General features: G+C 60.0%; 14 protein-coding genes. 13 read left to right on the top strand and 1 reads right to left on the bottom strand.

The annotated features are described in order from the left end of the window. The first annotated feature begins 134 nt into the window (after positions 1 to 134). From ETAA8_RS08070 to ETAA8_RS08040, 7 genes are all read left to right on the top strand, one after another. On the top strand, positions 135 to 1,526 hold the full coding sequence (locus ETAA8_RS08070) for a DUF1552 domain-containing protein (protein WP_202921669.1): 1,392 nt from the start codon (positions 135 to 137) through the stop codon (positions 1,524 to 1,526). Further along, positions 1,523 to 3,181, top strand: a complete 1,659-nt coding sequence (locus tag ETAA8_RS08065) for a DUF1549 and DUF1553 domain-containing protein (RefSeq protein ID WP_202921668.1) — start codon at positions 1,523 to 1,525, stop codon at positions 3,179 to 3,181. Before ETAA8_RS08070 ends, ETAA8_RS08065 begins: the two co-directional genes overlap by 4 nt. A gap of 17 nt (positions 3,182 to 3,198) precedes the next feature. Further along, positions 3,199 to 4,488, top strand: coding sequence for a DUF1501 domain-containing protein (locus tag ETAA8_RS08060; protein ID WP_202921667.1), 1,290 nt, complete (start codon positions 3,199 to 3,201; stop codon positions 4,486 to 4,488). Positions 4,489 to 4,547: 59 nt separating this feature from the next. Beyond that, positions 4,548 to 5,651, top strand: a complete 1,104-nt coding sequence (locus tag ETAA8_RS08055) for a WD40 repeat domain-containing protein (protein WP_145087308.1) — start codon at positions 4,548 to 4,550, stop codon at positions 5,649 to 5,651. Positions 5,652 to 5,719: 68 nt separating this feature from the next. After that, positions 5,720 to 9,535 carry a DUF1588 domain-containing protein gene (locus ETAA8_RS08050; RefSeq protein WP_145087306.1) on the top strand — a complete coding sequence of 1,272 codons (3,816 nt, stop codon included), beginning with the start codon at positions 5,720 to 5,722 and terminating at the stop codon, positions 9,533 to 9,535. 228 nt (positions 9,536 to 9,763) lie between these two features. Further along, entirely contained in the window at positions 9,764 to 12,589 is a 2,826-nt protein-coding gene (locus tag ETAA8_RS08045; protein ID WP_145087304.1) for a formylglycine-generating enzyme family protein, read from the top strand. A gap of 99 nt (positions 12,590 to 12,688) precedes the next feature. Then, positions 12,689 to 13,699, top strand: a complete 1,011-nt coding sequence (locus ETAA8_RS08040; protein ID WP_145087302.1) for a hypothetical protein — start codon at positions 12,689 to 12,691, stop codon at positions 13,697 to 13,699. Here the strand turns inward: ETAA8_RS08040 and ETAA8_RS08035 are convergent. Continuing rightward, complete coding sequence (locus tag ETAA8_RS08035; protein ID WP_202921666.1) at positions 13,688 to 14,878, bottom strand: substrate-binding domain-containing protein; 1,191 nt, start codon at positions 14,876 to 14,878, stop codon at positions 13,688 to 13,690. The two genes, ETAA8_RS08040 and ETAA8_RS08035, sit on opposite strands and share 12 nt — an antisense overlap. Positions 14,879 to 15,133: 255 nt before the next feature. On the opposite strand from ETAA8_RS08035, the gene ETAA8_RS08030 reads away from it, so the two are divergent. The 6 genes from ETAA8_RS08030 to ETAA8_RS08005 all read left to right on the top strand — a co-directional run bounded on the left by ETAA8_RS08030 (position 15,134) and on the right by ETAA8_RS08005 (position 23,897). Further along, a complete protein-coding gene (locus ETAA8_RS08030) occupies positions 15,134 to 16,249 on the top strand; it encodes a sialate O-acetylesterase (RefSeq protein ID WP_202921665.1) in 1,116 nt (371 codons plus the stop codon). A 14-nt stretch (positions 16,250 to 16,263) separates the two neighbouring features. Then, on the top strand, positions 16,264 to 16,524 hold the full coding sequence (locus tag ETAA8_RS08025) for a hypothetical protein (RefSeq protein ID WP_145087298.1): 261 nt from the start codon (positions 16,264 to 16,266) through the stop codon (positions 16,522 to 16,524). A 49-nt stretch (positions 16,525 to 16,573) separates the two neighbouring features. After that, positions 16,574 to 17,326, top strand: coding sequence for a M90 metallopeptidase family protein (locus tag ETAA8_RS08020; protein ID WP_145087296.1), 753 nt, complete (start codon positions 16,574 to 16,576; stop codon positions 17,324 to 17,326). 11 nt (positions 17,327 to 17,337) lie between these two features. Next, complete coding sequence (locus ETAA8_RS08015) at positions 17,338 to 20,238, top strand: sialate O-acetylesterase (protein ID WP_202921664.1); 2,901 nt, start codon at positions 17,338 to 17,340, stop codon at positions 20,236 to 20,238. Positions 20,239 to 20,328: 90 nt separating this feature from the next. After that, on the top strand, positions 20,329 to 22,767 hold the full coding sequence (locus tag ETAA8_RS08010; protein ID WP_145087292.1) for an SUMF1/EgtB/PvdO family nonheme iron enzyme: 2,439 nt from the start codon (positions 20,329 to 20,331) through the stop codon (positions 22,765 to 22,767). Positions 22,768 to 22,955: 188 nt separating this feature from the next. After that, complete coding sequence (locus ETAA8_RS08005; RefSeq protein WP_145087290.1) at positions 22,956 to 23,897, top strand: ATP-grasp domain-containing protein; 942 nt, start codon at positions 22,956 to 22,958, stop codon at positions 23,895 to 23,897. Positions 23,898 to 23,967: the final 70 nt, after the last annotated feature.

Genomic DNA, 23,967 nt, shown 5'->3' with positions numbered 1-23,967 from the left:
ACGATTCACCTTCACGCTACGGCGAAGCGATCGCGACCGATGAACAAATGGTCGGCCGCCGAATTGATCGACGATTTCGCCGGGCCGTTGCCGGACTTATACCGAACCGTACCCTCTATTACCAAAGAGTCCAAATGAAGAACGCTAACAACGCGCTCAAGCTGATTACACCGGACCAGCTCAAACGCCGAACGGTCCTCAAAGGCGTCACGTTGGGCGCGGGGGCGGTTGTGCTCCAGCCGTTTCTGAATGCTCTCGCGGCCGAGGCTCGCGGCGAAGCGCCGCCGTTGCGGGTCGTTTTCGTGATGAATGGCAACGGGCTGTGGCCGCATCACATTCAGCCCAAGGGGGTGGACCGGAAGAAGTCCGATAAGCTCGTCGACCGGCCGCTGAGCGAACTCGAATTGCCGGAGCCGATCGCGGCGCTGGAGCCGTTCAAGAATCGGTTAGGAATTATACAGAAGCTGTCGCACAAGATTTCTGGTGGCGGCGATCACGGCAAGAAGTATGGCGCGCTGGGCTGTTTCAATTGGCGGCGCGACGTGGCGGGACAGACGATCGATCACGCGATTGCGTCGGCGCGGCCGAGTGTAATTCCGGTGGTTGGGCTGGGGGTCAGTGGTTCGCCGGCGGCAGTTGTCGAAAATACGGTGTCGGCCAGCGGCCCCAAACGGCCACAGCCGATGGTCTGCAATCCGGAAATCGCCTTTCAGTCGCTCTTCGGCAGCGTCGCGGAAGGGAACGCGGGCAAGACATTCCAGGCGCGGAACAAGCTGCTCGATTGGATCCGCTCGGACGTCAAGCGAGTTCAACGCGAACTGCCGGCGATGGATCGTGAGAAGCTCGATGTCTATCTCGACACGTTCGAGCAGATGCGGACTCGGCAAGATCAAGTCGCCACGATGCGCGATCGGCTGAAGGCCAACGTGCCGTCGATCGACAAATTCAACAGCAAACTCGTGACCGAGCGGTTCGAGGCTCAATGTGCCATCACGGCGGCGGCGATTGCGTCGGGACTGACGAATGTTGTGAATCTCGATGCGTCGCCACTCGCCTATTACACCTGGAAGGAACTCGGTGTGATGACCGATGGCCACGCCATTGGGCACATGCATCCGGACAATCCGGAGCGGGACAAGCTCTGCATCCCGATTCGCAAGTTCCACGCGGAACGGATCGCCGACATCGCCCGCCGGCTCGACGCAGTGAAGGAAGGGAACGGCACGGTGCTCGACAACACGCTGATCGTCTGGATGAGCGACTCGGGCGAAGAGCACCACGGCTTCTGTGCGGAATGGCCGCTGGTGACGCTCGGCAACCTCGGCGGGCGATTGAAGACAGCCGGCCGCTTCCTGCAATTCCCGGACTATCAGGAGGACGCGAAGGAAACGGCGAATCGAACTGTCCGCAATTTCTACCTGGCTCTGCTTCACGCCGTGGGAGACAAGCGAGAGAACTTCGGCGAACTCGATTCGAAAATGCCAGCCGCCGCGCAAGCTGGCCCTCTAGCGGAGGTCTTGGCATGATCAATTCCGCCGGAGAACAAAACGTGCCCGTGGATCGAATCGCAATCGGATTGTTCGTCGCTGCGATGTGCCTGGGGCCGACGTTAGTGTGCGCCCAAGATGGCAGTCTCCGCAATTCGATTGATCGCGAAGTCAGAGCCGCGTGGGAAAAGGAAAAGCTCACGCCGCCTCCCAGATCGACAGACGCCGTATTTTTGCGGCGAGTGAATCTCGATCTTGTCGGCATGATTCCGAGTTACGAAGAAGCGACGACGTTTCTCAACGACAGCGATCCGCAGAAGCGCGAAAAACTGATCGACAAGCTGTTGGCCGACCCCCGACACGCTCGGCAGCAAGCCCAAGTGTGGGACCTGGCCATGCTGGGTCGGAAGAACAAGCTCGTGGATGGCACGGTGGGCTATCGAAACCGAGGCCGGTTCCGCGTCTGGCTGGCCAAGCAGTTCGTGGCGAATGAGCCGTTGGATCGCATCGCCGCCAAGATTCTCCAAGCCGAGGAAGAGGGTTCGCAGCTCTTTTTCGCCGCGCACCGCGACCCGGACGAAATGGTCAACGCGGTCTCGCGGTTCTTCCTCGCCACGCAAATTCAATGTGCCAAGTGCCACGATCACCCCTATGAGTCGTGGACGCAGAAGGATTACCACGGCCTGTCGGGCTTCTTCGTCCGCACGATGGCCGTGGACGTTCCGGGCAAGCCGGAGATCACGAATCAAACGGGCAACCTTTACCTGGTCGGCGAGAAGATGGTCGGCGAAGCGTTGTTTTCGCTGGAAGAAATCGACGCGAAGACCAAGAAGAAAAAGACGGTCCCCATCAAGCCGAAGTTTCTCAGCGGCGAGGAACTGGCGGAACCCGAACCGCCGCAAGATTACGTCGAGCCGAAACTGAAGGCCGGTGAACTGCCGCCGAAGCCGGCCTTTTCCCGCCGCGAGAAGTTCATCGAGTGGATGATCGCGAAGGACAATCCGTTCTTCGCGAAGGCGGTGGCCAATCGCGTCTGGGCTCAATTCATGGGGCGCGGCTTCGTGCATCCCGTCGACGATTTCAATTCGAGCAACGATCCCAGCCTGCCGGAGTTACTCAAGGCAATCGAGACCGAATTGGTGGCTCACAAATTCGACGTCAAATGGCTGGTTCGCGAAATCGTCAACAGCGAGACCTATCAGGCAAGCGACTTAGGCGCGGTGGCAGATGCCTTGCCGCGGTTCTATGAGCGTGCCCGGATTCGCCCCTTGACCATCGAGGAGTTGACATCGTCGCTGCACATTGCAATGGGGCTGGGCGTCGAAGCGGCTCTCAAGACCGAACCGAACCAGCAAATGATGCAATACCTGGGGGAGCCCACGGACGGTCAGGGCCGATTCCAAGGGAGCCTGTCAGAGCATTTGTATCTGCACAACGGCGAAGGCTTCCGCGCGATGTGCCGGCCCAATAAAGGCAACCTGCCGGAGAAGTTGGTCCTGGGCGCCGAGGATTGGAACGAGAAGGTCGAGCGGATGTTCCTGTCAGTACTCAGCCGGCCCGCTACCAGCGAGGAGCGCGAGCGATTCGTTCAGTACCTGAGCGTGGACGCGAAAGACCCAAAGCAGACTGCTCAGCGCATGGAAGACGCGCTGTGGGTGTTGGTGTCGGGTTCGGAGTTTCGATTCAACCGCTAGTCAGGTTGGAAAAAAAGATGAATACGAACTTCCAACTGGGCACGTGCAACGCGGTTCAGCATTTGAACCGTCGCTCGCTGATGAAGGGGCTGCTAACCACGGCTGGCGGTTTGGCCGTCGCCAACTGGGGCGCGCTGACCCATTCGCAGACGATCGCGGCCGAGGCGAAGCGAACGGGAAAGCGCTGCATCATGCTCTACATGGAAGGGGGTGTGAGCCAAATCGACACCTTCGATATGAAGCCAGGCCGGCCGACTGCCGGCGAGTTCCGCCCAGTCCAGACCAAGGTGCCCGGCATTCAGGTCTGCGAATTTCTGCCAAACATTGCCCGCCATGCCGACAGGCTCGGAATCATTCGCAGCATGCGAACGAAAACGCCCGATCACGGACCCGGCGGTTACTACATGCACACCGGTTACCATCCGAGCGAGCGATTCCCGCATCCTGAAGCCGGCGCAATGATCGCCAAGTATTGCGAAAACCCGGAAAGCGACCTGCCGAGCTTCGTCAAGATCGGGAGCGGCAGCGGGATCTACGGCGCGGGTTATCTTGGCCCGCAGTACGAGCCGCTTGTTGTGGCCGACGACGGTAAACTCCCGGGGTTCGCTAATCCGTCCGTATCGCCGGAGATTCAGGGCCGGCGCGGTGAGCTGCTGAGCTTCATGGAGCAACGATTCGCGGAGAGTCGTTCCGGCGACCCTTTCGCCGCTCATCGCTCGGCGGAACTACGCGCGATCCGCCTGATGCGAGCCCGCCAGACGTTCGACGTCAGCGCCGAGTGGGAAAAGGCCAAGGACCGCTACGGCGACAGCAAGTTCGGCCGCGGTTGTTTCACCGCGCTGAAGCTCGTCGAAGCTGGCGTGTCATTCGTGGAGGTTTCCCATGGCGGCCACGACACACACATGGACAACTTCCCGATCTCTAAGGCGCTGTACTCCATCATGGATCCTGCCTGGGGATCGCTGCTGGAAGATCTGACGCAGCGCGGCCTGTTGCAGGACACGCTGGTCGTCTGGACGAGCGAGTTCGGCCGCACGCCCGCAATCAACAACCGCGGTGGCCGCGACCATTTTGGCCGCGCGTGGACGGTTGTCCTGGCCGGCGGCGGCATCAAGGGGGGACAGTATTACGGTTCGAGCGACCGCGACGGTTTCGAGGTCGCGGAGAATCCAGTAGGCGAAGCGGACTATATGGCGACCATCTACAAGATCATGGGCGTCGACCATCGCGCCAAGCACTTCCTCGGCGCCCGTCCGATCTGGGCGACCCCGGAAGACTCCAAGCCGATTATGGAATTGATTCGGTAGTTGGACAGCGCCACTTTCGTTTGCCAGCAATAGCCGAGGAAGCAACGAGGTTGACAATCATGAACGACTTTGCCGAAGCCAAATTACTGTTCACGCTCCCCTGGAACAGCGATGTCGTCTCCGCCGTCGCGTTCGTCGGCAATGACTCGGTCGCGGCCGCCAACCGACGCGGCGACATCCTGATCTGGAACCTCCCCGCGTCCGGCGACAAGACCCCCGATCCGGTTCGGCGGCTAGTCGGTCATACCGGCGCGGTCAATCGCCTTCTGCTGAGTCCCGACGGCAAGACGCTGATCTCGGCGGGTAACGATCGAACGGTCAAATTCTGGGACGCACTCAAGACCGACGGCGAACCCGGCAAGATCGTCTTGAACGACGGTTTCCGGTTCGTGGGGGTCACGGAAAAAGTGGCGAAGCTGCCGGACCCACCGCCGCCGATGGTCGCGAACGTCGTCGAGCAGAAGCCGCTCCGCGAATTCACGGGCCACAAAGAGTGGATCTGGGGACTCTCCATTTCCCGCGACGGAAAGACGCTGGTCACCGGCGACGAATCGAAATCGGTGATCCTGTCGGACGTACAAACGGGCGCCGAACAACGCCGCTGGAGCGTGAAGCAGTGGATTCGCTCGCTCGATATCTCCCCGGACGGGAAGCTCGTGGTGACGGCGGAGCATTTTCCCCAAACGAATGACAAAGATGTTCAGGCAGGCCTGCGCGGCTGGAACGCCCAAACCGGCGAGCTGAAGTTCGATGCCAGCAAAGGGCTGTCTGGTCCGGTGTCGACGGTGCGTTTTTCGGACGATGGGAAGCACCTGGCGTTCTGTGTCGGCCCCATCGACCGCGACGGGATGTCGGGAAAGGTTTTTCTCCTCGACCCGGCCACCGGGGAAAGAGTCCGCGAGCTGACCCCATCGCATCAACGCGGTTCCACCGATTTGGCCTTCCACCCGGACGGCCAGCACCTCTTCACGTGCGGTCGCGACCGAGCGTTCAAGATCTGGCGGCTCAGCGATGGCGGGCTGGTCCGGGAGTTCAATCCGACGGACAAAAAGGACCAGTTTCCCCCCTATTACCATGCGATTTCGATTGCCCCCGGCGGCAAGTTGCTGGCCATCGCCGACGGCCTCGGGCAGGTTTTGATTTATTCGCTGGCAACCGCATGAGAGGTTTCTTGTAGAACCGCTTATGACCCCAGTCCGATGATGTCTTCCAAAGATAACGACACGCGATCATGCGAAACCTGCTGCTCAACTTGTTCTGTCTATTCGGTCTGGGTGTGATCTGCATTGAGACGCTTCACGCGAACGACACGCAGCAGCTTCAACAACTGACGGTTGAAGAGTCCCAAAAACTGGCGCAAGACAAGTCGGGGCGGCTGGCGCTCGACGGGCTGAAGACGCTCGCACCCGAGGCAGCCAAGGAGTTGGCAAAACACCAAGGGTGGCTGTCGCTCAACGGATTGAAGGAGATTTCGGATGACGCCGCCGCGGCGCTCGGGCAACACAAGGGCGATTTGCAACTGAATGGTCTCGCCAAGGTTTCCGAGGCGACCGCCGCTGCGCTGGCGGGGCATCGAGGCGAGTTGTCGCTGAATGGACTGACGGCGATCTCGGATGAATCGGCGCGGTCGCTGGGCAAACACACCGGCGGGCGGTTGATGCTGAAGGGACTGACGACGTTGTCTACCGACGCAGCCAAAGCGCTCGCGGCGCGCAAGGGGGGAGGCCCGTACCAAGCCGTGTTCCTGGATGGCCTGACCTCGTTGACTCCCGAGGGCGCGGCGGCGATGGCGGAATCTCATGGTCACAACTGGCACGGCAATTTGCCGGGGTTCAAAACGATATCGGTTGACGTAGCTCAGGCGCTGGCGAAACGTGCAGGAGGGCTGTCGATGCCAGGGCTGACCACGATTTCGGACGACGTGGCCAAGGCGCTGGCGGGAAAACTCGGAGGAAATCTGCCGCGATTAACTACGCTAAATGTGGAATCGGCGAAAGCGATCGCTGGCCCCGTCCCAGGTCAATTCCATCGCACGCTCAATCTGGATGGCCTCAAGTCCCTGCCCGACGACGTTGCCCAGGCCATAGGCGGAAAGGAGAGCCGTGGCAACCTGCACCTCGATGGACTGAGCGTACTGACGCCGGTCGCGGCGAAGGCGATCTGCCAGCGCGAAGGAGATTTGTATCTCAACGGGCTCACTACGATCACCGACGACACGCTCTATGCCCTTACCGAGCACAAAGCCCCCGGATTTGCGCGGCCGATCGTTCATCTGCAAGGTTTGACAACGCTCTCGGATGACGGTGCCGCGATCCTGGCGGCTTGGCCTAAGTGGAGCGGCGAAATCCCAGCAATATCGACTCTCTCGAAGAAGGTCGCCATGGCGCTGGCGGCATCACGGAGGTGGGATGGGAATCTTCCGGCAGTGAAGACAATTTCGCTCGATTCTGCGGCATCTCTTGGGCAGCGAGAAGGGAACCTCTCACTTGATGGCATGACGGTGTTGGCCGACGACGTCGCGGTAGCGCTGGCGCAGCATCATGGCGGCACACTGTCGCTCAATGGGTTGAAAAGTCTCACGGACAAATCGGCTGCGGCACTCGCCAAGCATGAGGGTCGGCTTTCGCTTGGCGGGCTGACTGCGCTTTCCAGCGGCGCGGCCCAGTCGCTCGCCACGCACAAGGGAGACTGGTTGACTCTGGACGGCGTGGAAACGCTGGATGGCGAGGCTGCGAAGGCGTTTGCGCAGCGGAAGGGAGTAGTAACGCTGCTCGGCGTGAAATCACTGTCGCCCGAAGCCGCCACAGTAATAAGCGTGAACTCAAAAGTAGCGATTCCGGCGAAATTCCGGACGCTGGCAATTCGTCAACCGGTTGCAACAAACGAGACATTCTTCCGATCGTTTCTCGCATCGCACTGCGCCGAGTGCCACGATGGCGGAGCGAAAGAAGGCGAGTTTACGCTTGATCGACTCGCGAAAGACAACGTCGCTGGCCGAGTCGATTTCGCTTTGGTTCTTGAGCGGCTCCGCGCCGGTGATATGCCGCCAACCTCGGAACCGCGTCCAAAACCAGATGACGTGGCCCATGTGACCGCCTGGATCTCAGCGAAACTCAATTCGCCACTCGTTGCACCGCCCGAGCATTACGCCGTGCAGGAGAAACCAATTGACGGCAATCGCCTGCCGAACGCAATTCTCTTCGGCGGACCACGCGGTCCGAGTGTCCCGCCGCCGCCGCGGCTCTGGCGGTTGTCGCCGGCTGCGTACACCAAGTGGACCGGCGAATTCAATTCTTCAGCCAGCGGTCTGCAACAGCCATTCGGGGTGATTCAGGAAACGGGAATTAGAGATTTTGCAGCACTCTACACGCCCGACGAAGGGGCGACAGGTTTATTGCTGGCCAATGCCGAACTGATCGTAGAGGGTCAAACCCGTGGCCATTCGCTCGTAAACGTGAATGAAAAACCAGAAGCCGGTAAGGAGATCCTCTGGCCGACCGAGTCCCGAGCGAAGTTGGCTTCTGCGGCCGAACAAGCGGCGCTGAAATCGGGCTTACGGGTGCGGCAGGGCAATGGTGTTTTCGCCCCCGTACTGCACCCGCACGTCAAGGCTACCCGCGAGGAGTTGGAAAGAGCGATTCGTCAACAGTATCAGTCCGCCTTGGCTCGACCACCCAGCGAGCAAGAATTGGCGAGCGTTGTCGCACTCTACGCGACAATCGCTGTCGACGGAGATTATTCGATCGCCGGTAAGACCATCCTAATGGCGCCATTGATGACCCCCGAGGCGATCCTACGATTCGAAGTTGGCTTGGGTCCCGAGATTCGATCAGGGGTTCGCTCGCTTTCGCCACGCGAAACGGCATTGGCAATCAGCCTGGCTTTGTCCACGAAGCGCGATCCCGGACTGCTATCTGCCGCCGCCGCCGGCAAGCTTACGACGCGAGAGGATGTCGCTGAGAGTGTCCGTCGTATCTTAGATGACCCGAAAATCAGCAAGCCGCTGGTGATCGGATTCTTCCGCGAATACTTCGATTACTACCGTGCTCCCGAAGTCTTCAAAGATCCGCTGCCGGATTATTTGACACGCCGCGGCCAACACTACAACCCTCGGGGCCTCGTCGACAATACGGATGTGCTGGTACTCCGCATCTTGTCGAAGGACAAGGACGTGCTGAAGGAGTTGTTGACGACGACCGAGTCGTTCAACACGCACGAGTTGTTCGGCCCGAATGGTACGCTCGACGGTCTTCGTACCGGTGAGGCCTTGTTCCGCTCGTTCGGTCCATATGCACTCGACCATCTTGGAAGGCAGCCCCCAAGTGGTTCACGCTCCGAGGCGAAGGGGGACAGCACTGCAACTTTTTCCAACAATGAACGCATCGGCATCCTCATGCAACCGAGTTGGCACGTCGCCTGGTCGACCAACTTCCATAACGACATTGTCCGCCGCGGCCGTTGGGTGCGCGAGCATCTGCTGGGTGGCCGCGTCCCCGATCTACCCATTAACGCGGCAGCGATGGTCCCCGATGATCCGCACCACACGTTGCGCCAGCGACAGATGGTCACGCGCGCTTCGGAGTGCTGGAAATGCCATGTCAAGATGGATGAACTCGGCCTACCGTTTGAAGATCTCGACCATTACGGGATGCGTCGTCGCGGCGAAAATGTGCTCGATCTCGCAGCGACGGCCGTGGCAAACGAAAAAGCAAAAAGCAAAGACCAGAAGATCTACCGCGACGTGCCGCTTGATACCACTGGCACGATCGCTTACAGCGGCGATCCGGCCCTCGACGGCCCGGTCCGCGACGCGCCTGAGATGCTCCGTCGCCTGGCCGAGTCTGACCGCGTGCGGCAGGTCTTTATTCGTCATGTGTTCCGTTATTTCCTCGGCCGGAATGAAACCCCCGGCGACGCCGTCAGCCTGCAAGAAGCTGAAAAGGCGTATTTGGAGAGCGGCGGCAGCTTCAAGGCGTTGCTGGTATCGCTGCTGTCATCGGAGTCCTTCCTATATCGAACAGTTCCCACCGAGGTAGCCAAGAACTGACAATCTCGACAAGCATGATCACACCTAAAAGTCTCGACCGCCGCTCAGTTCTCAAAGGGGTTCGCTCGGCGCGGTGGCGGTGGCGCTCCAGCCATCCTGGAAGCCCTAGCCGCCGAGGCCCGGGGCGAGACCCTGCCATCACGAATCGTCTTCGTTGTCGAGGCCAACGGCTTTTGGCACTCAACGACATCGACACCGCCCGTCCGCTGACGGAGATCCTCGCACAACATGATGAACATGACGCATATGACCGACTCACAGTTCGATGTACACCAGCCCGACGCGCCAGCGAGCGGGAAGTATTTGCCCTTGCTTGTGCAGTGGGCTGGTGCCATTTGCACCGCTGTTACTTTCGTCTTGGCGATGATCCTGGAAGGCCATGGTGCCGAAGCGCTCGACGCGAAGGAGATCAACAACAGCCTGGGTATGAAGCTCGTGTACATTCCACCCGGCAAGTTCACGATGGGTTCGCCGGAAACTGAAGCGGGGCGCGAGGCGCAGGAAACTCCGCACGAGGTGGAGTTGACCAATGGTTATTACATGGGCGTTCATGAGGTCACCGTCGGTCAATTCAAACAATTTGTGGCCGACACGAATTATCAGACGGACGGCGAACGCGACGGCAAAGGGGCCTACGGCGCCAACGAGGCAGGCAAGATCGAAGAGATGCACGCCCGGTTCAACTGGAAGACCCCTGGGTTCGAACAGACCGACGATCATCCGGTGGTCGATGTGTCGTGGAGCGATGCCAAGGCGTTTTGCAATTGGCTGAGCGAAAAGGAGAAGAAGACCTATCGGATGGCGACGGAGGCCGAGTGGGAGTACGCGTGTCGCGCCGGCACGACGACGGCGTACGCGTATAGCGACGATCCCGAAGGCCTGGCGACCGGCGGCAACGGGGCCGACGCCACCGCGCGAGCCAAGTTCCCCGCCTGGTCGATCGGCATCAAGGGACAGGACGGCCACCTCTTCACCGCCCCGGTCGGTCAGTTCAAAGCGAACCCGTTCGGCCTGTACGACATGCACGGCAATGTCTGGGAATGGTGCGAAGATTGGTACGTGCCTAACGGCTATTCGAACGAGAAGCAGGTTGATCCGACTGGGCCGGCGACAGGTAAAGCGAAGGTGCAACGCGGTGGCGGATGGTCGAGCGACTTCAGGCGGATGCGTTCCGCGGCCCGTATCGGCCGCGATTGGGTGGCCTATCGCGGTTGCTACCAGGGGTTCCGCGTGGTGCTGGAAAAAGGGTCGGAGCGAGCCGCTCAACCCGCGGGCACTGGTCGCGATGCCGTCGCGGCATCGTCGCTTCGAATCCAGACGCAGGGCAATAGCTGGAGCTACAACGTGTCCCGCCTCCGCGCGATCGAAAAGGCGGCGGGCATTCCGGAAGGCACGTATTACCCTAGCTCCGAAGTCATCGACGGCAAGCCCGGTCCGGTGTACTTCCCCGGTTGTCTCAACGGCGGAAAAAAGCCGGCTCGCGAAACGACGACGCTGAAGACGCGGCTCGTCGAGCAACAGATCGAGGTCTTCACGTACACGCATTCAGGCTGGCACGAAACCGACATCGCCGATGAGATCGCCGAGTTCGGTTCGCAGCACAACCCGAAGTTCAGGCTGCTGTGGCAAGCCGGCTGGAACGTCCATGACGGGCTCGGCATCAGCAAGAACGGGCCGGTTCGCGATGCCGTCAAGATCGCCGACCTGCAAGCGGCACTCGACAAGAATCGGCAGGCGGTTGAAGCTCGCGTGGAGGCGATCAACAAGAAGCTCGGGAAGACCGTGGTCTACCTCGTTCCCGTCGGCGATGCGTTCGTGAAGTTACGAGCGATGGTGGTGGACGGGCAGTTTCCCGGCGTGAAGAAGCAGTCGGATTTATACAACGACGACATGCCGCATCAAGGTCGGCTCGGTTCTCTCCTGCAGGATTACTGTGTCTTCGCCGCGCTGTATCACCGGTCGCCCGAGGGTCTGAAAGTGACGCTCGATCCAGCGATCTCCGACGAACAGGCCGCGCTGTTGCAGAAAATCGCGTGGGAGACGGTGTCGAAGTATCCGCCCGCCGGCGTGGCTCGTGTTGCATCTGCCAATCCCCAAGTCAGCACGTCTCGCGAAGCTAAGCTCGACAAGGAGTTCGAATACCTCGTCTTCGATCTTGGGAAGGGCGTCGAGTTGCGGTTGGTCAAAGTGAAGGCCCAGGGGCAGACGTTTCGCATCGGCTCGTCGAAGCAGGAACAAGAGGCGGTGAACGCGAAGTACTTCAACGGCAAGCAGCAGGGGAAGCTCGCGATGGAGGACGAGCACGCCGTGACGCTCACCGATGATTTCTATCTGGGGCAGTTCGAGGTGACCCGCGGGCAGTTCCGACGATTCGTGGAGGAGACGGGTTACCAGACGATTCCGGAACTCACCGACGGCGGCAAAGGCTGGGACGCGAAAGAAAAGAAGTTCATCGGAGCCGTCAAGCGGTTTAGCTGGCGCGACACGGGCCTCGACTTTCAAACCGACGACTATCCCGTGGTGAATGTGGCGATCGACGACGCTCGCGAGTTCTGTAAGTGGCTACACAAGAATTGTGATGGTCGCGTGAAGATTCGCGAGGTCCGGTTGCCCGGCGAGGCCGAGTGGGAGTTCGCCTGCCGAGCCGGCAGCCAAACTCGCTTCCATTTCGGCGACAACGACGAACAGCTCGTCGAGTTCGCGAACGTGGCAGACGCAGCGGCCCGTGAGAAGAATCTGGCTCCCGTCACGCTCAACGGCCGCGACGGTTTTCCTTTCTCCGCGCCGGTCGGCAGGCTCAAGCCCAATCCCTTCGGGCTCTACGACATGCACGGCAACGTGTGGGAGTTTTGCGAGGATCACTACGGCAAGTACGCCGCTCTCCCCAAGGAACGCAACGCACTGCAAACGGTCGTCCAAGGCGAAATCCGCCCGGTCATGCGTGGCGGCGCGTGGCATTTGACGGGCAGTGATTGCCGTTGCGCCAACCGCTTCATCGTCGGCTCGACCGGACGCTACGCCACGGGCGGTTTCCGCGTACTTTGTATGCCGTAGTGTGACAGGCAACTTGCCTGTCGGAGTGGTAAGCCAATTCGGAACAATTCTGACAGGCTGGAAGCTTATCCCACGAACTTCAACCGAAAGATTCAAGCGATGAGCCGCATTGCGTTCGCTATTTCATGTCTCGCCTTGCTTGGGATGCATGCCGGGCATTCACAAGTGGCCGCTCAGGACACGAAGCTGCCGACCGGCGGGCGGGTAACCTACATGTTGCTCGTGAACGGCGCGGTACACGACGCCGTCGTTAAGGCGGCGAACATCGAAGGTCACGAGAGCGTGAACCCGCCGTATGTCGGCACTTGGCATTCGTTCGTCCAAGGGTTGGACCAGATTCAGCCCGGTCGGCTCGATCCGGTCGAGCGAGGCGACATCGACTTGATGATGATCGGCACGCTCATGTCCTATCCCAACGCCGAAGCGTGGAAGAATCACCTCGGGCCCGACGACTCGACGCTGGCGGGCTTCGCGGCTCTTGGCGTGAAGAACAACCCGAAGTTCCGCATCGTGTGGCAGACGTATGTTTGGCCCGTCGGTCAGACGCCGAAGGACGGCAAGAAGACGCTCGACGTGGCCGCCACGAAGAAGCGGGCCGACCAAGAACCGCTGAAGGAACTCGAAGAGCTGGCCGACGCGATCAATAGGATACACGGAAAACAGGTCGTGCTGATCTCGCCAGTCGGCGAGGCCACGATCAAGCTTGTGAAAATGGTCGCCGACAATAAATTCCCCGGTATCGCCGACCCTGCCGACCTGTGGACCGAGTTCAATATGCATTCCAACCGTCACGTGCTGGCACTCACTGCCTATTGCAACGTGGCCACAATGTACGGCATTACGCCCGTGGGGCTAAAGCCGGATTTCTCGAAGGTCACTTACGGCGGCAGCGGTAAAGGCCCGGGCCTTCAGTCGATGGAAGGCATCACTGACGAACAACAGGCAATTCTGCAAAACATCGCCTGGGAGACGGTGTCGACATATCGTCACGCGGGGTTCCCGCGGGCCAAGGATCCGGAATCAACACCTGCCAATAAGATGCCTGCCGGGCTGCGTGTGATGAACGGCGGACACATTTGGGCGCATCCGCAGTTCGACTCAAAAAGGTGATTCCAGTCGTCGCTGCTTGCGGTAAGCTGCGGGCGTGATGCCAACTTCGCGGCGAAAGACATCATACATCCGCTTACGATCACCGAAACCAACATCGCGTGCGATCTCGGCCATGCTGCGTTTGGATTCAGCGAGTTCGCGTTTCGCGCGTTCAATTCGCACACGGCGAATTTCGTCGGCAATTGGCCAATCGACCACCTGGCGAATGCGGCGTTGCAGCGTGCGGGGGTGCAAGCCGGCCGCCCTCGCAACGTCATCAACGTTGATGTGGCGGTGGCTGTTGGCGGCGATAAAGCGCAAAGCCTGCGTGACGACTTCATCGTCTACGGCGTAAAAGTCGGTTGACTCGCGGACGATCAGCCCGTGCGGCGGCACGAGCATATGGCGCGGCGGTTGGTTTCGAGCCCCGCGCCGTTTGTTTGGCGACCGCATCTGTTCGTCGAGCAGTCGAGCCGCTTGGTAGCCGATCCGCTCATAGCCGATCTCCACGCTGGTGAGTGAGGGACGCGGATGATCGCACAGCACATCTTCATTGGTGCCGGCGATGATTGCCACGTCTCCTGGCACGCGCCAGCCGCGGTGTCGGCAAATCTGAATCACCATGCGGCCCACTTCTTCGCTGGCAATCGAGACGCCGATCGGTAACTGCCAACGCTCCATCCAGGCTTCGATCCGTTGCTCGGTGCGCTGCCAGGCAGCGAATGTGCGGCTGGGATCGAGAGGGATCTTTTCGCGGAGGCATTTGCCGTCGACAGCTGCGATCGTTGTGCGGAATGACTCTGCCGCGACTTTCTCTGCATCGTCTTCGCTTGTCAGCACGGCGAAGCGACGCAACCCGCGTGACAGGAGATGCTCGGCCCTCAAGCGACCGACGGCCGTCATGTCGGGAAAGACTCCCGGAAAGTCGTCCTTCGCCGGCGAGTTAAACCACACATTCACCAGCGGCAGTGCCAAACGCCGACATCCGTTCGCGAGTTTCGCGTTCACGCGAGCGATCACGCCGTCGAATGGCGGTGACTTCACCGAGGCATCGGACAGATGCTCATCGGCATACTCATCGATGATCGACTCCCAGCCATGCTCGTCGGCATAGCGCTGAGTGCCCGCGAAGATATGAGCGTGCCTCTTTAGCGGCCAGCGGAGGTCGAGCTTCAGGGCGACACGGAGTGGCTGATTCATGAAAGGGCCTGTCGGCAAACAGGTCTTTTTTGTCGTCATTTCAAACTATGAGATGAGTATAATCACCATCCAACGTACGAAACTCCCCGTGTATTGTTTCGGCTTCTGCGCCAGCCAGTAGCCCTTGCAGGCCCATTGGCCGCTGCGACGCAGTCGAGACGCTCCCCGCATGCTTACGAGCACCGTACACCCTCCGCTCGCCGGGCAAGTATTCAACGTGAGGTCGAGTTCAAAACTAACCATTCAGGAGATTTCATGAAGGTGTTTATCAGTCGATTCGTAATGACGGCTGTTGCGGTTCTCGCTATGGCGACGATTACCGCGCTGGCTCAGGACAACTCCAAGACCATTCCCCGGCACAACGGCAAGCCGGCCGACATGACCAAGCCTGTCCAGGTCTTCATTCTGCTTGGCCAGTCCAACATGGTCGGCCTCGGCAAAGTGAAGGGAAGCGACATCTCGTTGGAGCATGCTGTCAAGGAGAAGAAGAAATACCAGTACCTTGTGGATGATGCGGGAGCTTGGACCGTGCGGCAGGACGTACGTTTTGTACGGTACATGTCTGGCAAGGGGCCGCTCAACAACGAATGGATGACTGTTAGCGGCAACACACTCGGCCCGGAATTCGGGATCGGCCATCCACTGGGTAACTCGATCGACGCACCCGTGATGATCCTCAAGTGCTGCATCGGCAACCGGGCTCTGGGCTGGGATCTCCTGCCGCCGGGCAGTGAGCGTTCCGAGTTTGTGGCCAAGGATAAAGCGGGCGTAGAAAAGAAGCTCGTTTATGCCGGCTACAAGGACAAACCCGAATTCTGGGAAATGGACCCGGCCAAGGGCCTCAAAACCGAACCCGCGCCCTGGTTGGACAAGAATGGCAAGCCGATCGACTGGTATGCCGGCAAGCAATGGGACTTCGACATCGGCGATGCGAAAAAGGCCCTGACCGATCTGGAAAAACACTATCCGGGAGCGAAGGGCTACGAGGTCGCTGGCTTCTTCTTTTGGCAGGGCGAGCGAGACGCCGGCAACGCCGGTCACGCCGCCCATTACGAGAAAAACCTCGTGGCTTTCATCAAGGCGCTACGGAAGGAATTCAACTCCCCCCAGGCGAAGTTCGTCTGCGGCACTCTGGGCGAAGCGGTTAAAGGCAGCTCTGGTCCTAGCGCTGATGTTCTCAACGCCCATCTGGCCGTGGACGGTGCCACGGGCAAGTATCCCGAGTTCAAGGGCAACGTCGCCACCATCTACACCAACCCGATGGCGCAAGGCGGCAGCGGCAATGGCCACTACGGTGGCAAGGCCGAGGTCTATATGGATGTCGGCGAGGCGATGGGCCAAGCGATGGTGGAGCTGTTGAAGAACAAGTAGCTAAAGGACGAAACATGTACGGATCAAGTGACTGGAGGCCTGCCAAGCCAGTCGCCTTCGCCGCGGTACTGTGCCTGCTAATGTTGGGCGGCGACATTGTTTCCGGCGGTCGCCAGAATCCAATGGCCGTTGTGTTTTATTGTTTCCTTCCCGCGGTCTTGTGGATGATCGCGGCCGAGCAGAAGCGTGCCTCGCAAGCGATCAGCGCTCTGCAAGCCCGCGTTGATCAACTGGAGGAATCACTCCGGTCCTCCGCCGTTTCGCAGGCTGGTTAACATCGCGATCCAATGGACTCGGGTGGAAGTCCGGCGCTGTGGATAATCCTTGGGCTCCGTCATTGATCGGCCGATTCGTATGAAATACGCACTTATCATCCTAGCCTTGATGTCCGTATCCTCACTTGCGGCGGAGAAAAAGACGCTGCCCACCGCTCATACGACGCGCGCCATCGAAGGTTGGACCGTTCGCGTGGATGATCGCCTACTGACAGGCGAACACGCGGCGGTTGGGGCCCGCGCGTTGAAACTGCTTGAGGCGCGGTTGGTCGCCATCACGGTGGTTGTGCCGGAGAAGGCGCTTGCCAAGCTCCGCACCATCACCATTCAGCTGGATCTCGACTACGGTGATCTGCTCGCGATGCAGTATCACCCCGACGCCGGCTGGCTGAAGGAGCATGGCTATAGCGAACAGCTTGCGAGGTGCGTTCATATTCCGGAGATCAACGATTTCCTAGATCCCGAGGGAATCCACAGCCAGAGGTGGGTTGTACTGCACGAACTCGCACACGGCTTCCATGACCAGATCATCGGATTCGACGAACCCCGCGTGGCCTCAGCCTGGAAAAAGTTCCGCGACTGCGGGAAGTACAAATCCGTCCTCACCGCCTCCGGCAAGATGCACGAGCACTATGGAGTGACCGACGCGAAGGAGTTCTTCGCCGAAATGACCGAGTGCTATTTCGGTTCGAATGATTTTTATCCGTTCGTCGCGGGTGAGCTGAAGCAGGCCGATCCGGATATCTTCGCACTGCTCGCCGACATCTGGGGTCCGCTGCCGGGGATGGCTCCCGCGAAATGAAGAGACCAACCATGAAGTTGAAATTATGCCTTGCCGTAGCGCTGTCGTTTTCTGTCCTGACAGCACTGGCAGCCGACGACAATCCCGCGCCGGCTATCGAACTCGGCGCGCCTTTTTGCGATCACGCGATCCTGCAACGGGACACGCATCTTCCCGTCTGGGGCTGGAGCAAGCCGGGCACTTCGGTCACGGTCGAGTTCGCTGGCCAAAAGGAAACCGCCAAGGCCGGCCCGGACGGCCGGTGGCTGCTCAAGCTCAAGCCACTCAAGGGCAGCGCCGAACCCGCCGAGTTACTTGTCAGCAATATTGAAGGCGCGAAGGTTGCCCTGAAGAACATCCTGGTTGGCGAGGTCTGGCATGCTTCCGGCCAATCCAACATGGAGTGGTTTGCCAACCGCAGCATGTGCAGCGCTTTGGCGCAGGAAATCAGTCGTGCGAAGGACGAGGTCCCGATCCGGGAATTCAGGACCGACACCGTGTCGGCGTTGTACCCACAGCAACGGGTGGCCTCGGAAAAAAACTGGAAAACCAGCCGAACGGCGGGCGATTTCTCGGCCCTCGCGTTGTCCTTTGCCTATGAACTCCACAAAGAGTTGAAGGTGCCGGTCGGCATCTTGCTCACTTCCCACAGCAACACGCGCATTGAGGCGTTCACCGCGCGCAAGGCGATTGAGGCCCACCCGGGGCTCAAGGTGGATGCCGACTTGATTCATGACGGGGATGTCAGCACCGAACAGGGGCACGCCGCCTTCGAGAAGTACTACCGAGATCTGGCAGCTTGGCAGACGGCGTCGGCTGAGCAGGGTTTCCCCGTGGAGCGACCGCTGAAGCGACCGAATCTGCCGGGGATCGCGGGTGAATGGCGCGGGCCCTCGCAATTTTTCAACGGCAAGATCGCACCGGTCGTGCCCTTCGCCATTCGCGGTTCGATCTGGTGCCAGGGAGAATCCAATTCCGGCGATGGTCGCATCTATGCCGCCCGGATGGAAGCGCTCGTGCAGGGATGGCGCGAAGCCTGGGGCCTTCCCGATATGCCGTTCTACTTCACCCAAATGCAAAACTACGGCACGGCGGATTCCCCGGACGTCGGCTACGCCGACATCCGCCAGGTCCAGCAACTGTTCTTCATGAAAAACCGCAGCCATGTCGGAATGGTGGTCCAGACGGATCTAAACCCGGCGGCTCCGGGCAACATTCACTACCAGAACAAGCTCCATCCCGGGATGCGGCTGGCGCGTTGGGCCCTGGCCAAGGATTATGGACGCACTATCGCGTACACCGGTCCGATCTATGAGCGTTACACAATCGACGGGAACAAGGCGATCGTTTCGTTCGAGAAGGACAGCCTTTTCGACGGACTGATGATCGGCAGCAAGGGACTCGAAAAAGATTTTCAGCAGGACCCCGGCAAGTTCGTCGAACCGGCTCGGCCGACGCCCGGCGAAAAGCTCAACCACTTTCGGCTGTGTGGCAAAGATCGGAAATGGCACGCCGCCGAAGCCGTGATCGTCGGGGACACGGTGGTGGTGACGTCGAAGGACGTGCCTGAGCCGGTCGGCGTGCAATACGCTTACAGCGAGGCTCCGCAGAACGCGAACCTCTACAACAAGGCCGGGCTTCCGGCGACGCCTTTTTCGGCCGTCGATGGCGAGCTGGTCTTTGAGGAAGACGACGCGCAGAAGGTGGCGGCGATCAAGGCGAAGTATGCCCCTTATACCGATCCCGATTACCCGATTCTCCAAGTAGCGGAATACTATCGCGACGGCGCGATCATTCAGCGCGGCCAACCGATTCCTGTCTGGGGGCATGCCAACAAGGGCGTCGAAGTGACCGTGACGCTCGGCGGTGTGACTCGGTCCGCCGTGGCCAACGACAAGCAGCAGTGGTCAGTTTCCTTTCCGGCCCTGAAAGCTTCCAACCAGCCGATCACTCTGGCTGTGAAGGCGAGTCATGGTCACAACAGAACAATTACCAATATTCTGGTCGGCGATGTTTGGTTCCTGACGGGCAGTACGCTCCTGACCTCCGAACCTGCCTACGATCGGCGCGACAAACAAGCCGCCGCTCCAGAGGCTATGCCGCTGGTCCACGAGTTCCGGCGACGAACGGCCGCGAGCACGAACCACGTTCCCAGAAAACGCGGCTTCGAGGTGGGTGGCGGCAAATATCGAACGTTTTGGCAGACCGCTGATTTCACGGCTCCGGAAGACTGCGTTTCTATGTTCGCCTATGAGTTCGCCAAGACGCTCCACCGGCCCGGCATCCCCCAGGGCTTTGTGACCATGTCGTCCGGGCAAGGCGCACAGATGGCTTCACCGTTGTCGTGGACATCCTACGAAGGGATCAAAGACGCGACAAACCCTGCGTTTCAGCCTCGCCTGAGTGCGTTGCTCCTCCAGGATCCCAGTTCGGACGTCTCCAAGAAGGCAACCTCCGAATATGTGCAGGCCGTGAAGACGGAAGTCGCGAAGATCATCGAACTGGCTCGAAAGGGCGCAGACCTGTCCGATGCGCCGTTGCAGTTCCCGCCGTTCCCCGAACCCGGGCGCGACGGTGAGATCAAGCCCGATACGGTTCCGACCTTGGCCTACAACTGGTGCGTCAGCCCGCTCACGCCGATGGCTGTTGCAGGCGTGATCTGGGTGCCCAGTCCTGCCAATCTTGGCTACATGCCTGCGGATTACTCCGCCGAACTGGAAATCTACGCCCGCAGCCTGCCGGCTACTTATGGGCAGGAGAAGGTGCCGTTCCTCTACGCGCAGCCCTCTGCCAAGCTGGTCCCGGGAGTTGCCCAGCCGAAGATCGCGAATGCTACCTCTGCGGAATTCGACGAATGGCCGCGGGGGTTGCGAGAGCTGGCGGTCCGGCTTGGGACTGCTTTCCGTGCAGCTCATTCGAAAGACACAAAATGAAGAGACTCATCGGCATCGTGATGACGCGGAACTGACAATCAAATACAACGAACTCACATCCTCACCCTAATCCTCACCGAGGAACTGACAGTGAAATTACAACGGACACACATCCTGCCCCTAATCCTCACCATCGCGTTGCTCCTGCTGAATCGGGCTTGGGGTGCGGAGGCGGACGGAGGACTGCCCACGCCCTACACCGGCATGCTGAATGAGTTGCGGACGGACCTCGCCGCCAAGGTGCCGACGTCCGAGAACGAGCAAGAGGTCAACAAATTCCTGGCGAGCAATGCGCTGGACGCTAAGCTCGCGAAATACGTGGTTCTGACCGAGGCCACACCGAAGGGTCTGGCAGAATTCGCCCAGCAGGGCAAGGAGCAGGAAGCGCTGGTCGAGCGATTGCTCGGGGATGCCGAACTGATGCAACAGATGCTGGTCGCGGATGGCGCGAAAGACGGCCAGTACGGTCCAGCAATGAAGATCTATAGCGACATCCGGAGGGCGAGCCAGAAGGCTGACAAGGGTGTCCTGCAGCGGCTCGCGCTGGCGATCAGTCTGGTCCACGCGGTCCCGATGGCGCAGGGAAATCCCCAGGCCGACATCGACGCTCCCAAGACCATTGATCCGGTGAAGCGTTACGCGCAATTCGAGAAGGCGTACCTGGGCGGCGAGTTGGATCAGGATTTCGAGCGTCAGGACACCTGGAACCTGCGTTTTGTCGTCGATGGGGACGAACCGGATTGGACCCTCGTCTGGGGACGCGAGATGCTGAGGAACTACCGTCCTGACCACATCTACAACTCGGACCCAGGTTGGCGTTATGTGGGGCTTGTTAGCAGCGACGTCCGGTACGGATCGGGTGACGTCAAGTACGACCGGCCGGAGTTGCAGAACTATCAGAACATCCTCATGAATGGCGGCATCTGCGGCCGTCGCGCGTTCTTTGGGCGATTCATCCTGCGGGCCTTCGGCGTCCCGACTACCGCCCGCCCGCAGAGCGGCCATGGCGCACTAGTGCATTGCACGCCCAATGGTTGGGTGCCGTGTCTCGGCGGAGGTTGGGGGAGCGGCTGGACCGCGACCGTTTACAAAAATGACCTCGACTTCCTCGCCAGCACGCAGGCCCGCAGCAACAGAGACGCCTATCTGAAGGTCAAGCGGGCACAATGGATCGGCGACGTGCTCGAAGAGAAACGGGTCTATGGGGAGCACGGCGAAAAACCAGCGTTCTGGAACGGCGTGTCGCTCCGCACGCAGCGTGCGATCATCGAGCAATCCAAGGTCCTGACGCTCGCCGCGCTCGGCACGGAGCTTGGCGAGGCCAATGGTCCGACCGTGGCTAAGAAGGTGCTGGCCGAGCCCGTCTCGCCCGAGGATAAGAAAATCGGCTATGGCAAGAACGGCGTCATCGCGATCCCGGCAACCGCCTACAGCAAGCCGGTCGGCAACACAGGCGACGTCGTGGCGATGAAGAGTTTTGGCGGTGGTATGCAGATTTTCCTACCGCGTTTCTCCACCGAGGGGCTGACGATCCTGCGGGGCGGGGCGTGGAGGACCGACATCACGAAGACCGGGAGTCGCATGCAAAGTGCTGGCTACGGCAAATACAACAACTGGGGATTCCGTGTGGCTGTGACTCCTGCCGACATCAATCCTCCCGCCACTCTGAAACTCGATCTTGGAGAGGGCGTGAACTTGGAACTCGTTTACATCCAGCCCGGCACCTTCGTGATGGGTGGCGAAAGCGCGAAGGAGGGGCGGTTCGAGTGCGTTGACATGCCGAAGCACGAGGTCACGCTCACCAAAGGGTTCTACCTGGGTAAGTACGAAGTGACTCAGGCGCAGTACCAGCTGATCATGGGATCGAACCCCAGTGGGGCGACCAAGGACCCAAGCTGTCCGGTGGACACAATTGGCGAGACCGACGCGACGGAATTCTGCGCGAAGGTCGTCGAGAAGACCGGCCAAGAAGTGCGGCTTCCCACCGAGGCCGAATGGGAATACGCCTGCCGCGCGGGGACCAAGACAGAGTGGTTCTTCGGCGACGATCCCTCCAAGTTTGGTGACTACGCTTGGTTCAGAGACAACGATGGCGGGAAGTCGCATCCGGTCGGCCAGAAGAAACCCAATCCGTGGGGTCTCTACGACATCTACGGCAACGTCTACGAGCGCGTGTCGGACCGATATGCAAAAGACTACTATGCCAAGAGTCCCAAAGAAGACCCGACCGGGCCGAGCCTGGGCCAGAAGTCGCGCTTCGAGTACGAGATCGACGCACCGCAAGCAGGCAAGTACGCGCTGACGGCGCAAGTGGTTACGGCCAACTACAACCAGCGGCTCGATGTTTCCGTGAATGACGCCGCGTCGGACATCGCGATGGAGATGCCTTACACCTGCGGCCAGTGGCAGGACTGCCAGCCGGTGACACTCATGCTCCGGCAGGGCAAGAATGTCCTGCGCTTCTCGCGGACGAATCCGCCGCAATACGGAGTGGCGATCAAGTCGTTCACACTGAGCCCCGCGCGCTAAGGCGAGCGGCTGATAAGAACTTACCGGTACGACGGATTGGAAGATCGCGTCGCCGCAACAACGATTGCGGCGATAACTGATAGGGGCGACAAACCAGGATGCCGACGAAGGCATCTTCAACGATTGTCCCCGGTTTTTTGAGATCGCTCACCCTTATGATCAGACCGCCTTCCCAGCGTATCGGTATCGTGACCAGCGGCGCCGAAAAGCTGGCCGACTATTTTCCCACTGCCGCTGAGCCGGCGTTCGTTCCAACCGAGCCGCCGTTTACCCCCGACGACCAATTGCTGGTCGATGAACTCCGGCGACGCGGGCACCACGTCTCGGCGGTTGTCTGGGGAGTGGAAACCTCACAACTCATGGATCGGTATGATCGACTCATCGTCCGCTCCCCGTGGGACTACATGGATAGTGACGAGCAGCGCAAGGGTTTTCTGCGCTGGCTCGAAGGGCTCGGCGCAACGGGCATTGCCGTTGAGAACGAACTGCCAGTGATGCTTTGGCTGATGGATAAGTGCTACTTGCTCGACTTTGCGGCGGTTGGCGTGCCGATCGTTCCCACGCAGTTGATCCCGGTTGGCGAGACATTGGATCTCGAAGCCCTCGTCGAGCAACACATCGCCGCCGTCATCAAGCCCGCCGTTTCGGCCGCCGGCGCGGGGTTGGAATTCCTACCTAATCGTCAGGCGGCACAGGCATTTCAGCAAGAGTTCGTGGATCGCTGTCAGCGCGGGGCTCAATTGGTGCAGCCCTTTCTGCCCGAGATTCAGACGAATGGCGAATGGTCGCTCGTGTATTTTGGCGGCGAGTACAGTCACGGCATTCACAAGCTCCCCGCTCGCAGCCAGATCATGGTACATGCCGAGCGGGGAGGTTCGCTCCGCTTCGCCGATCCGCCAGCGGTCGTGCGCGAGCTGGGTGATCGGTCCGCCGCCGCCGTTCCGCGTGCATTCGCGAATTCCGGAGTTGGCTCCTGCCGCATGCCACTTTACCTGCGAATTGACGTTATCGAGACTCCCGCAGGAGCACTTCTTTCCGAGTGCGAAGGGGTTGAGCCCGAACTCTTCTTTCGCGCCCGATTTGGGAGCGCTCCCCGATTCGCCGACTTAATCGAAAACAGGTCGATCTAACCATGAGGTGCACGAGCTTTCGCTGTGAAGAACTGTCTGGCTGTGTCACGATATTCTGTACTTTTCGGAG

This window comes from Anatilimnocola aggregata (assembly GCF_007747655.1).
Lineage (GTDB): Bacteria > Planctomycetota > Planctomycetia > Pirellulales > Pirellulaceae > Anatilimnocola > Anatilimnocola aggregata.
This window is presented reverse-complemented; position numbering and strand designations above follow the sequence as displayed.

Coding starts and splice junctions, on each gene's coding strand:
- ETAA8_RS08070 (WP_202921669.1), top strand. CDS start 135: ATGAAGAACGCTAACAACGCGCTCAAGCTGATTACACCGGACCAGCTC.
- ETAA8_RS08065 (WP_202921668.1), top strand. CDS start 1,523: ATGATCAATTCCGCCGGAGAACAAAACGTGCCCGTGGATCGAATCGCA.
- ETAA8_RS08060 (WP_202921667.1), top strand. CDS start 3,199: ATGAATACGAACTTCCAACTGGGCACGTGCAACGCGGTTCAGCATTTG.
- ETAA8_RS08055 (WP_145087308.1), top strand. CDS start 4,548: ATGAACGACTTTGCCGAAGCCAAATTACTGTTCACGCTCCCCTGGAAC.
- ETAA8_RS08050 (WP_145087306.1), top strand. CDS start 5,720: ATGCGAAACCTGCTGCTCAACTTGTTCTGTCTATTCGGTCTGGGTGTG.
- ETAA8_RS08045 (WP_145087304.1), top strand. CDS start 9,764: ATGATGAACATGACGCATATGACCGACTCACAGTTCGATGTACACCAG.
- ETAA8_RS08040 (WP_145087302.1), top strand. CDS start 12,689: ATGAGCCGCATTGCGTTCGCTATTTCATGTCTCGCCTTGCTTGGGATG.
- ETAA8_RS08035 (WP_202921666.1), bottom strand. CDS start 14,878: ATGAATCAGCCACTCCGTGTCGCCCTGAAGCTCGACCTCCGCTGGCCG.
- ETAA8_RS08030 (WP_202921665.1), top strand. CDS start 15,134: ATGAAGGTGTTTATCAGTCGATTCGTAATGACGGCTGTTGCGGTTCTC.
- ETAA8_RS08025 (WP_145087298.1), top strand. CDS start 16,264: ATGTACGGATCAAGTGACTGGAGGCCTGCCAAGCCAGTCGCCTTCGCC.
- ETAA8_RS08015 (WP_202921664.1), top strand. CDS start 17,338: ATGAAGTTGAAATTATGCCTTGCCGTAGCGCTGTCGTTTTCTGTCCTG.